The 12,320-nt window shown below is 40.1% G+C and carries 7 protein-coding genes; 1 reads left to right on the top strand and 6 read right to left on the bottom strand.

Annotated features, from left to right (window positions below):
- Window positions 1-3 precede the first annotated feature (3 nt).
- Window positions 4-1,263, bottom strand: coding sequence for an NAD(P)/FAD-dependent oxidoreductase (locus tag IPO46_04925; GenBank protein ID QQS63929.1), 1,260 nt, complete (start codon window positions 1,261-1,263; stop codon window positions 4-6).
- Between the two features lie 244 nt (window positions 1,264-1,507).
- Window positions 1,508-4,105 carry a T9SS type A sorting domain-containing protein gene (locus tag IPO46_04920; protein QQS63928.1) on the bottom strand — a complete coding sequence of 866 codons (2,598 nt, stop codon included), beginning with the start codon at window positions 4,103-4,105 and terminating at the stop codon, window positions 1,508-1,510.
- Window positions 4,106-4,341: 236 nt separating this feature from the next.
- Between IPO46_04920 and IPO46_04915 the strand changes: the two genes are divergently transcribed.
- Window positions 4,342-5,919 (top strand): F0F1 ATP synthase subunit alpha, encoded by a 1,578-nt coding sequence (locus IPO46_04915; protein ID QQS63927.1) that lies wholly within the window; start codon window positions 4,342-4,344, stop codon window positions 5,917-5,919.
- A gap of 243 nt (window positions 5,920-6,162) precedes the next feature.
- Here IPO46_04915 and IPO46_04910 read toward each other — a convergent pair whose 3' ends face one another.
- The 4 genes from IPO46_04910 to deoC all read right to left on the bottom strand — a co-directional run bounded on the left by IPO46_04910 (window position 6,163) and on the right by deoC (window position 12,301).
- Complete coding sequence (locus tag IPO46_04910; protein ID QQS63926.1) at window positions 6,163-8,634, bottom strand: helix-turn-helix domain-containing protein; 2,472 nt, start codon at window positions 8,632-8,634, stop codon at window positions 6,163-6,165.
- 256 nt (window positions 8,635-8,890) lie between these two features.
- Window positions 8,891-9,775, bottom strand: coding sequence for an aldehyde dehydrogenase family protein (locus IPO46_04905; protein ID QQS63925.1), 885 nt, complete (start codon window positions 9,773-9,775; stop codon window positions 8,891-8,893).
- A 65-nt stretch (window positions 9,776-9,840) separates the two neighbouring features.
- Entirely contained in the window at window positions 9,841-11,319 is a 1,479-nt protein-coding gene (locus IPO46_04900; protein QQS63924.1) for an aldehyde dehydrogenase family protein, read from the bottom strand.
- Window positions 11,320-11,383: 64 nt separating this feature from the next.
- Window positions 11,384-12,301: a deoxyribose-phosphate aldolase gene (gene deoC, locus IPO46_04895; GenBank protein QQS63923.1), complete on the bottom strand. Its 918-nt coding sequence runs from the start codon at window positions 12,299-12,301 to the stop codon at window positions 11,384-11,386.
- Between the last annotated feature and the right edge of the window lie 19 nt (window positions 12,302-12,320).

Here is a 12,320-nt window from a genome sequence, read left to right as displayed (position 1 = left end):
TTTTTAATAGTATTTTTTAAAAATCAACCGCAGGTTTTGATCACGGGTAAAATACGCATACAACCAGTTAAGAAAAATAAAGAAACGGTTTTTTACGCCTAAAATCAACATTAGGTGAAGGCTCATCCAAATCATCCAGGCCAATAAACCACCTAAATGTAATTTTGGTTTGGGTATATCCACTACGGCAAGGTTGCGGCCTACAGTTGCCATAGAACCTTTATTATGGTAAGTAAATTCTGTAATTTTTTTATTTAATTTTCTACTGTTTAAATATATAAAATTTTTAGCCAGCAAATCTGCCTGTTGCATGGCTACCGGCGCCACCTGCGGATGCCCTTTTGGGTAAGCGGGCTCTTCCATATAGGCAACATCTCCTATGGAATAAATATTTTTTGTGCCCTCCACTTTACATTGCAGGTTTACTTTAATGCGGTTTCCCCTTACAATAAGCGATGCATCAATTCCTGTGGGGATATTACCTTTAATGCCTGCTGCCCAAATAACCATTGATGATTCTATGCTGCTGCCATCTGCTAAAAAAACCGTTTTGCCGTTATAATCCTGCATCATTGCATTGGTTTTTACCTTTACACCCAGCCTTTCAAGATAATTTTTAGACTGCAGGCTGCTTTTTTCACTCATGGCGGCGAGTGTTTTGAGGCCGCCTTCCAAAAGATAAATATTCATAGCTTCAAAATCCAGCTCAGGATAATCTTTGGGTAATACATATTTTTTCATTTCGGCAATGGCGCCGCTTAGCTCAACACCGGTAGGCCCTGCGCCTACCACCACAATATTCAGGAGCCTTTGCCTGTGCAGCACATCCGCTTCCATTAATGCAGCTTCAAAGTTTTTTAAAATATGGTTGCGTATTTCCATAGCTTCTACGGTGCTTTTCATGGGCCAGGCAAATTTTTCAAAATTGCTGTTGCCAAAAAAGTTGGTATCTGCACCTGTGGCTATTACCAGTTGATCGTATGCAAAATTTCCCTCGGAGGTTACAACCGTATTATCAGCAGCATTTATTTGAGAAAGTTCAGCAAGGCGAACGCTTACATTTTTACTGTTATGAAAAACTTTACGCAACGGAAATGAAATATCGCTGCCATTAAGCGCTGCCGTAGCTACCTGGTAAAATAAAGGTTGAAACTGGTGGTGGTTAAACCGGTCTATCAATACTACTTCAATACCGGGTTTATTATTGAGTTTTCGGGCAAGCCTTAGGCCGCCAAAGCCGGCGCCAACGATAACTATTTTCATTTTTTGCCGATTTTAAAGCAAAGCTACTACCCATTTTCAATGTTTTTTGAAAATTTAGGAAATATAATTTACTAAATGCGAAGTTTTGAACGGGGCGATATTAAAGTTTTTGAAAACTATAAAGTTCTTTTCTGGAAACATTGTCTAAGAATCTATTTACAGACTACTTAAACAGGTTGCCTAAATATACACTTACTTTTTTTGTAATAAATTTGCTTTTGGTTGCTGTAACTTTCCCTACCTACTACTTTATCATCAGCTTCATTCTTTCTGTTGTTTTTTCATTGCCAACTTTTAAGGTATAAACGCCGGCAGCTAACTTATTTAATCCATTGAGTTGGATGCTTTGCATCCCTGTTTCCAGGGTTTCTAACTGGCGTTTTACTAATTTACCTGCTGCATTGTATAATTCAAATTGATAAACGCTACGATTTTTTACCTGTAGCGAAATATTTATAAAATCTTTTGCAGGATTGGGGGAAACAGAGAAGCTGTTGCTTTCTCTTTGCAGCAGCAGTATATTGGAAAAACTAATACTGCCGTTTTGATCTGCAATTTTTAGACGATAATGTTTTTTAGCATCGGTTGTAAAATCATTATATTTTCCGTGTAAATCTGTAGTGCCATTGATAATGGGTTGTTCATAAATATCATAAAACAAAAACCCATCAACAGAAGATTGCAGAACAATTGATTTTTCTGTGGAAGTAATTTGTAATGACCATATCAACTCATTAAAACTATTTTTTGCAATGCCGGAAAATTGGGTAAGCCTTACTGGCAAAGCCGTGCCATTGAGCAAAATATTAAAGTTGGCTTTAGTATTATTTTTGCCATCTACAAAAAGCAGGTAATTTGTACCTGTAAGCAACCCTGTAAATGTTGCCAACGCTCCATTGCCTGTAAAAGTACGGCAGGCAACCGGAGCAGGAAAAGCCTGGCCGGCCGGGCAGGAGCTTACCTGGTATAGCGCTAATTCAACACCTGCAGAGGCACAACCACTTTGGCTTGCAGGCGATGTAACATAATCACTCACTACCATATCAATGGTAGTGCCTGTGCCGGTAAGCAGGGCAAAATAGGCATTATTGGTAATGCCTAAACCTGTACCTGCACAATTGATAGCAGTAAATTGCGGATCGCCATTTTTATTGCTTGTTGCATGTACCAGGTCAAAATTTATCATAGTATTATTGGGTGTGGTAACCGAAGGAAAAACAGGGCATTCGTCTTTTGCTTCGTTAATGGGTGTAAGTGGCAACATTTCTATGCCTGAAGTACAAGCACCATAGCTTAACCCTTTTGGATTAATACAATATTGCGAACCAATAAATGCTGACCAATCCGGCGATTTACGAGCCGTACCGGCTAAAATAGCAAAGTTCATTACTTTAGTAGGGTTATAAGTGGCATAAGAAGAACCCTGGTAGCTGTCATTAATATGGGCAAGGTTTAAGGCATGACCCAACTCATGAAGAATTACGGCTTCCATATCGGTAATACCACTTGCAGGGTAACATGGCCCGGATTCAAATGTAGTACTGCCCAATGAAACAAGATTGTTTCTTAATACAATTTCAAATTCCGGCTTACGAAAGGCAAACGAAGCACCACAGTTTGAAGAATAAGAATAACAAACCCCTAATATTCCTGCTGCTAAAGGTGGATACCCGGTATTTGTATTATCAAACATGGCCACATTTAATCCATCTCCTGTTACAGCCTGTACGGTTGTGGTTCCGCCTTCAATAAAATTTAAACCGCTTACTTCTCTCCAGGTATTTAAAGCCCTTTGAAAAGTTGCTTTTGTTGGTGATGCATCCAGGTCAACTCCATTACCTGCGGTATTGGTACTATATACAATGCTGTAACCACCCAGGCCATTATCATCCATTAAATTGGTTTGTTTAATAGCGCCGGAGGATGATGCAGAAAGTACAGCATAATTTACATTGAGTGAAGTGGGAGAAGTAACCGAAGTGCCTGAAGCATCTCGCACTTGGAAAAAACCTGTGCCTGCACGGCTGGGTACACGAACCTGTATTTGCGTATTGGTCCAGGATACTACAAGTGGATCATTATAGGCAACAGTAAAAACTGTGCCACCGGTTCCATTATTGGCATCGTCAAAAAGTATTGCAGCAGATCCACTGTTTGGCCCAAAATCGGTACCATTAATAGTGAGCAGGTTTTGGGCAGGGTTTTCTGTAGCGCCTGATACTACATTTGCAGGCGAAAATGAAGTGATGCCTAAAACATTAGTTTGTTGCACTACAGGCCAGGCACTAATACTAAAACCGGGATTTTTATTTTCATAAGTTCTTCCTGTTGCCTGCTCAAGTATGGGATATAGGTTGGTTACAATATTTTTATAACTTACAAATGGTGCATCGGCAATTTTACTTACCAGGTCATACCTTATAAAACCCTGTGCACTGCTGTAAATATCATAAAGCAACTCATTGGTTTGGGGGTTTCTTAGGTTAATACTGTTTGGGAAACAAAAGAAAATGCCTGTTTCGCCCAATTGCAGGCTGGCAAGGTCGCTGGCTTCAATGGCTTCATTACCTACCGAGCCGCCAACGGTTAATATATCTATATATTGGGCCTGTATGCTGCCTTTAAAAACTTTGGATAATTTTACTTTATTACTGGTAAAAATACCGGTGTGTGCCGGGTTCCAAAAAGAAGATTGCGATTCTACTAAGGCTTCAACAATTAAAGAAGAGTTTTGCACTTTTTCCTGCAGGGAAACAGGATAAATTGCCTGAGAATTGCTGCTGAAGGGCAAGGCTAAAATTCCGCTTATAAGGCATAAAAGGCCAGTTGTAAGGTTTTTCATAAAGTCAAAAATTTGGTTTTTTACATTGGGAAAAATAAAATTATATTTTTTTTGTATAAATACAAAATTATGTTCTCAAAATTAAGCAGATAAATAAGGGAAATTTTTTGCCGGTACAGGTTCAAGGCTTACCTTTGCGGCCTAAAAATTGATGATCATTGCCGGGAATGCCGAAGTGAGTGACACAACGATGTTGACCACGGGTATTGAGCCGGTAAACAAATAAATAAAATTGTATGGTAGAAATTAAACCAGATGAAATTTCGGCGATACTTCGCCAGCAGTTGAGCAATTTTAATGCTTCGGCAAATCTTGAAGAAATTGGCACTGTATTACAGGTGGGTGATGGTATTGCCCGTGTATATGGCCTCAACAATGTTCGGTCGGGAGAGCTGGTAGAATTTGAAAACGGCGTAAAAGCCATTGCGCTAAACCTGGAAGAAGATAATGTGGGTGTGGTATTGATGGGTGAAAGCACGGAAATTAAAGAAGGCGATAAAGTAAAACGTACCGGCCAAATTGCCTCTATTAAAGTTGGCGATGGTATGGCAGGCCGTGTAATTAATACATTGGGCCAGCCAATAGATGGTAAAGGCCCGCTCAAAGGCGAGTTATATGAAATGCCTTTGGAAAGAAAAGCTCCTGGTGTAATTTTTCGTGAGCCGGTAAAAGAACCTTTGCAAACTGGTATTAAAGCCATAGATGCCATGATACCAATTGGGCGTGGACAACGTGAGCTTATAATTGGCGACCGCCAAACCGGTAAAACCGCAATTGCCATTGATACCATCATTAACCAAAAAGAGTTTTATGATGCCGGCCAGCCGGTTTATTGTATATATGTAGGTATTGGGCAAAAAGCATCTACCATTGCTGGTATTATGAAAACGCTGGAAGAGAACGGCGCTATGGCTTATTCAACAATTGTTGCTGCATCTGCCAGCGACCCTGCTCCATTACAGTTCTACGCACCATTTGCAGGCGCTGCCATTGGGGAATTTTTTCGTGATACCGGCCGCCCTGCATTAATTATTTATGATGATTTATCAAAGCAGGCCGTGGCTTACCGTGAGGTTTCTTTGCTGCTCCGCCGCCCGCCGGGCCGTGAGGCATACCCTGGTGATGTATTTTATTTGCATAGCCGCTTATTAGAAAGGGCTGCCAAAGTAATTTCAAAAGATGAAATTGCAAAGCAAATGAACGACCTGCCGGAATCCATTAAACATTTGGTAAAAGGTGGTGGTTCTTTAACTGCATTGCCCATTATTGAAACACAGGCGGGTGATGTATCTGCCTATATTCCCACCAATGTAATTTCTATTACCGACGGGCAAATATTTTTGGAAGGTAACCTGTTTAACTCAGGTATAAGGCCGGCTATTAACGTAGGTATCAGCGTGAGCCGTGTGGGGGGAAATGCGCAAATAAAATCTATGAAAAAAGTTGCCGGTACCCTTAAGCTTGACCAGGCGCTTTACCGTGAGCTGGAAGCATTTTCTAAATTTGGCGGCGACCTTGATGCGGCTACCAAAAATGTAATAGATAAAGGTGCAAGAAACGTGGAAGTGTTGAAGCAGGCGCAATACAGCCCATTTGCTGTAGAAAAACAAGTAGCAATTATTTACTTAGGTACACAGGGATTATTGAAAGATGTGGCGGTGAAAAACGTAAAAGCATTTGAAGACCACTTTTTGATGGAAATGGAAAATAAATACCCCGAAGTGTTGGCCGAGTTTAAAAAAGGCAACCTGCCCGAAGATGGGCTTAAAAAAGTTGCAGAGCTGGCAAAAGGTTTAGCGCCCCAGTATAAATAAACATTTTAATTATAAAGTAAACAAAGCCCCTTTTTTTGGGCTTTGTTGTATTTAAGTGAAGCAGAGCATCTGTCAACTTTATTTATGGATCATTGGATATCGTTCAGATAAAGATATAAAACGGCAGCTGCTCTTATTCTGAATAGATGCAATGGGAGGGCACAGTAAACTTTTAATATTCTTATTGATGAATTGTAAAAACTGGAGGTAGAAGATATTTAGTTGAGGAGTCCAACCAATTTTTTAGTTGCTTTCTTTTGCCGCCATCACCATCTTTATTTGGCCATAACTATATTGCCGTAATTGTGTTTTTATTTCTGCAAGTGCGGCAGCAGGGTTTTTTTGTACCTGCGCTTTAATATCCCGGTAGGTTTGCACATCTAATATATCCAGAATGGCAATACTGCCTGATTGTATATAATACGCTAAGTGCGATTCAATAGTTGATGTGCTTAAATTTCGAAGTGTTGCAATTTCCTGAATTGTTTTACCTTGCTGGTATAAGTCGAAGGTTAAAAGTTTGGTATCGTTCTTAGTAGCTTTGGGTGTTTTTTTCTTTTTAGTACCGCCAATTAAATGCATTTGTGTTTCAATGGCAAAAAAATTGCAATAATCCCTAATTGTTTCTAAAAAAGGGTTTCCGTACTGGCTAATTTTTTTGGTACCAAAGCCTTTAATTTTTTCAAGATCTTTTTCTGTAAAAGGGAAATAGGTAGCCATGAGCTCCAATGATTCGGTACTGCATATCATAAATAGGGCTATTCCTGCATCTTCTGCCATTTGGCTGCGTAAATTTCTTAATTGATTCAATAAATTAAGGTCTGCCATGCCCGATAATTTTTCGGTAGCTGCTGCATAAATAGAAACAGGAAACGGAACAGCTTTATACGATGCTTTGTGTTTTTGAAAATAATTAAGGTCAAATGTTTGCGTGCAAGCAGTAAGCAAAAACATTTTGTTGCAAATGGCTTCGTACAATTTGCCGGCCCGGCTATTAAAGTCAAGCGCAACCTGCCGGTTATCGGTAGAAGCTTTAATGGTTCTTAAATGTTCTTTTAAATTTTCTAATTCGTTTATAAACCATTTTGATGCAGTGGTTAACCTTTTTGTAACAGCTTCATTTTGTTTGGGCGGCATTTCGCCAAAAAGCTTTTGTAATTCTGCACTAAATGTATTGCCATGCTTTTTATAAATTTCAGCTTGCATTACATTGTGTGCGGCCCACTCAATTGATTTTTTTCCAAAGCTTGGTTGCTGAATGATAAAATCTGATAATTTTTTGGAATGGTAGGCCATATCCGAAAAATTCATGAGCGCTAAAATAATTTCCTGCTGAAAGTTGCAGGTAGCTTGCGCTAATGATTTTCTTAACTCATCGCTTGCTGATTGTTGCTGGCAATAAGCCACAATACGATCATCGCTTCGCAGGCTTTTATGGGCAATAGCAGATTGTAAATAAATGCCTTCTAAAGTTCTGCAGCGGCTTAACGCCACATACACCTGGCCAGGTGCAAATGCCCTTTGCGCATCAATAATTACCTGGTTGAAGGTAAGGCCCTGGCTTTTGTGAATGGTTATGGCCCAGGCCAGCCGAAGCGGGTATTGTGTAAAACTGCCCGCTACTTCTTCCTCAATTTTACTCTTTTTTTCATCTACGGTATATTTTACATTTCGCCAGGTTTCTTTTTGTACTTCAATTTCTTTTTCTCCATCTGCATCTTTACAGTTAACCACTATTTTATCTTCTTCCAGGTTGCTAATGGTTCCAATTTTTCCGTTATAATAACCTTTCTCGGTATTATTTTTTAAAAACATTACCTGGGTTCCTTTTTTTAACCGCAAATATTCTTCTGTAGGAAAAATGCGTTCGGAGAAATCTCCATCAACATTTGCCCGGTACACAAATTCTTTATCCTTTATTAACCCCAATGCACTATTATTTAATTGATCGGCCGTGGCATTATGCGTAGTAAGGGTAATTACTCCTTCATTTGCAGGCCTTTTATTTAAGCGTTCGTGCAACAGGTTGTAGCCCTCTTCGTCCATATCGTTATTGCGTACCTGGTTTAAGATCTGTATAAAGTGGCTGTCGTGCTGCCGATATACTTTTTTTAATTCTATATAAACGGGCGGTTGCTCTGCCATTACTTTGCTGCTAAAGAAAAAAGGGTTTTCATAATAATTTTTCAGTAATATCCATTCCTCATCTTTTACTACGGGTGGCAACTGGTATAAATCGCCAATATATAAAACCTGCACCCCACCAAAAGGTTGCCTGCGGCGGCTGCGTACATGGCGCAATACATTGTCCATGGCATCCAGTACATCAGCCCTTACCATACTTATTTCATCTATAATAAGCAGCTCCAATTGCTGTAATACCTCCCGGCGTTTTTGGCTTAAGCGCATGCTGGCCATTAAATTGTGCGGTTCATTTGTTGCCAATGTGTGCTGCTCAAAAGCGCCCTGTGGCAGGTATGGAGTAAAGGGTAATTGAAAAAATGAATGAATGGTTGCACCACCGGCATTTATAGCTGCCACACCAGTAGGCGCAACTACCGCACAGTTTTTTACACTATGCTTTATAATATGTTTTAAAAAAGTAGTTTTACCGGTTCCTGCTTTGCCCGTTAAAAATACCGGTTGGTTGCTGTTATTTATAAATCCCTCGGCAAGTTCAAGTAAATCGTTATGTGTAGTTGTTGGTATATCCATAAAGCGTAATAAAATTACAAAATCAATGTCGGTTTCCAAGTATAAAAAAAGAGGCCGCATTTAAGTAGCCCCTTTTGCAACTTTTTATTTAAACAATAGCTTTACCAAGCATAAGCAATTCATTTGCCTGTACTTTGTTATCGTGTTTTTTGTTGTCTTCTTTATCGGTATAAGTGCAACTGGTTAACTTGCATCATCCTGAAAAAGTTGACACTTATTATGAATATAACCTGTTCCCCAAAAAAATTATTTAAATTTAATACCCTGCTTTTGCGCCACCAATATTTTCAATGGGGTGCCAGGTGGTTTTTATTTCCTGGGCATCGTTTATGAGGTAAGGGTTTTGTGCTGTTTCAAGAAGCCAGTTGTAATTGTTCCATAGCAAAACCCTTTTTAAATTGAGCGTGGCTTTTTGTTGTATTTTAAGGATTGCCTCTTTATCATTTTCACAAAATACAATGGCATTTACATCCATGTGGTCGCTAAACCAGCTTAGCAATTCGCCGGGCTTTCCGGTGAGTATGTTTATTGTACCACCGGGCACATCGCTTGTGCCCAGCACTTCGGCAAATGTTACGGCACATAATGGTTTACTTGCCGATGCAAGTACCACACAGGTGTTGCCGCCGGCAATTATTGGGGCAATTACACTTACCAGCCCTATGAGCGAATTGTTTTGTGGGGCAATTATACTTACAACACCAGTAGGTTCCGGCGCACTAAAATTAAAGTGTGAAGAGGCAACTGGGTTTACCGTACTATAAAGCTGTTGAAATTTATCGCACCATCCGGCGTAATAAATGAGCCGTTCAATACTCAGTGAAACTTCTTTCTCTGCCTGCTCTTTTGTACTGTCCTGTTTCATCAACTCGTCAATAAACTGAGCCTTTCTGCCTTCGAGCATTTCGGCAATGCGGTATAATACCTGGCTTCTGTTAAATGCTGCACGGCTTCCCCAATCATTAAATGCAGAACGGGCCGCAATTACAGCATCCCTGAAATCTTTGCGTGAACTAAGGCATACATTGGCCAGCTTATCGCCTTTTTTATTTTCAGCAATATAATACCTGCCCGATTCGGTACGGGGAAATTTACCAGCAATAAATATTTTGTATGTTTTTAAAACTTCGAGACGGGGCATAGTTTAATTTTTTTTTTATTAGCACATAAGGGTTTCATTCTTTTCTCCTAAAAGCCATTCTTTCTCTATACAATCCTCACATACGCACTCAACCCATGCAATCCTCCTTCTCTTCCATAGCCACTTTCTTTATAACCTCCAAAGGGAGAACTGGGATCAAATTTGTTGAACGTATTTGCCCACACAACACCTGCTCTAAGTTTTGTGGTTAGGTTGAAAATTTTAGAACCCTTATCCGTCCACACCCCGGCGCTTAATCCATAAGGCGTGTTATTGGCTTTATCAATTACTTCATCATCGGTGCGGAAACTTTGAATGGCCAGAACGGGGCCAAAAATTTCTTCCTGCGCTATGCGGTTGCTTTGTGCCACATTGGTAAAAATGGTTGGCCTGCACCAAAACCCTTTTGAAGGTAATGCAACGCTGCTTTGATGCATAGCGGCTCCTTCTTTTTGCCCAATTTTGAGATAGTTATTGATGATGTTCAACTGCTCTTTTGAGTTGATGGCACCAATGTCGGTATTTTTATCCAGTGGGTCGCCCACAATTAAAGTTTCAAGCCTGTCTTTTAATTTTTGTACAACGGTTTTGTAAACAGATTCCTGTACATAAAGGCGGCTACCAGCGCAGCATACATGTCCCTGGTTAAAAAATATTCCATTAATTACCCCTTCTACTGCCTGGTTAATTGCAGCATCTTCAAAAATAATATTGGCGGCTTTTCCGCCTAATTCAAGCGTGGCTTTTTTAGGTGTGCCGGCAATAGCATTTTGAATTATTTTTCCTACATTGGTGGAACCGGTAAATGCAATTTTATCTACACCCGGATGGTTTACCAACGCAGCGCCGGTTGCTCCTGCACCGGTTAAAATATTTACAACCCCGGGAGGCAAATCGGCTTCCTGAATAATTTCTGCAAGTTTTAATGCAGTAAGCGGTGTGCTTTCTGCAGGTTTTAATACCACGGTATTTCCTGTTGCCAGTGCTGGTGCAATTTTCCATGCTGCCATTAATAAAGGAAAATTCCAGGGAATAATTTGCCCAGCTACACCCAAAGGACTTGCCTTTCGGTTGGGGAATGCATATTCTAATTTATCGGCCCAGCCTGCGTAATAAAAAAAATGGTTTGCAGCAGTGGGTACATCAAAATCTCTGCTTTCCCTTATGGGTTTGCCGCCATCGAGCGATTCTATTATGGCCAGTTCCCTTGCCCTTTCCTGCACCATACGGGCAATGCGATAAATATATTTTGCACGCTCCGAACCTTTCATATTTTTCCAATATTTATCATAAGCGGTACGGGCAGCTTTTACGGCTTTGACAACATCTGCTGCATTGCCATCGGCTACTTCGCTCAGTTTTTCTTCTGTTGCTGGGTTTATAGTGCTAAAGTATTTTTTGCTTTGTGGTTTTTCAAATTTTCCATTTATAAAATGATCATATCGGGCATTTATTTTTGCAGCGCTCCTGCTTTCGGGTGCCGGTGCAAATTTTCTTGCACTGTCAAACTTTAATTTTATGGTATTGTTTTTTGTTTTGGCCATTATAAATGGTTTAAATCGTTTATAGGTTTAAGTCGTTTGATATCGTTTAAGAAAGTTGGCGACGTTAATCAATACTAAAGTAATTGGCGCTTTGATAAACGCCGGTTTTTTCTTTCATAATTTGCATCAGTACATCATTGGCCAGGCTGCTTGCCCCAAAGCGAAACCATTGGTTATTCATCCATTCTTCTCCTAAAATTTCGTTGAGCAATACCAGGTAATGCAATGCCAGCTTAGATTTAGAAATTCCGCCCGCAGGTTTCATGGCTATGCGTTTACCGGTTTTATAATAAAAGTCACGAATGGCTTCCAGCATCACCAGGGTTACGGGCAAAGTAGCTGCAGGTGAAATTTTTCCGGTTGAGGTTTTAATAAAATCGGCGCCTGCATACATGGCAATATCGCTAGCCCTGCGTACTTTATCATAGGTTACCAGTTCGCCGGTTTCTAAAATTACTTTAAGCCTTGCTTCGCCACAAGCTTCTTTAACGGCGGCTATTTCATCAAAAACAAAATTGTATTCTCCCTGTAAAAATTTACCACGGCTTATCACCATATCTATTTCATCGGCACCTTCATTTACGGCAAATTTGGTATCTCTTATTTTTACATCTCCCGGCGCCTGCCCGCTGGGAAAAGCCGTTGCAACAGCAGCCACTTTTACTCCTGAACCTTCTACCGCTTTTTTTGCAATGCGTACCATTGATGGATAAACACAAACAGCAGCAACTGTTGGCAAGCCTTCATAAATATCATGTAAATGCTTTGCTTTGTAACACATTTGCTGCACTTTTCCATCGGTATCCTTGCCTTCCAATGTGGTAAGGTCAATCATATTTAAGGTAAGCAGCAGCCCGTTAAGCTTGGTTTCTTTTTTAATACTGCGCTTGGTAACCCGGCTTACCCTTTCTTCCACACCTACCTGGTCAATATGGGGCGATAAGCTAAAATCGGGCAAATTGGTCAATTGTTTTTCTGCCATAGAAATAAATGTAATAAGC

It is taken from the genome of Chitinophagaceae bacterium (assembly GCA_016699815.1).
GTDB lineage: Bacteria > Bacteroidota > Bacteroidia > Chitinophagales > Chitinophagaceae > Ferruginibacter.
The sequence above is the reverse complement of the archived record's forward strand: the minus strand, read 5'-3'. Positions and strand labels throughout refer to the sequence as shown.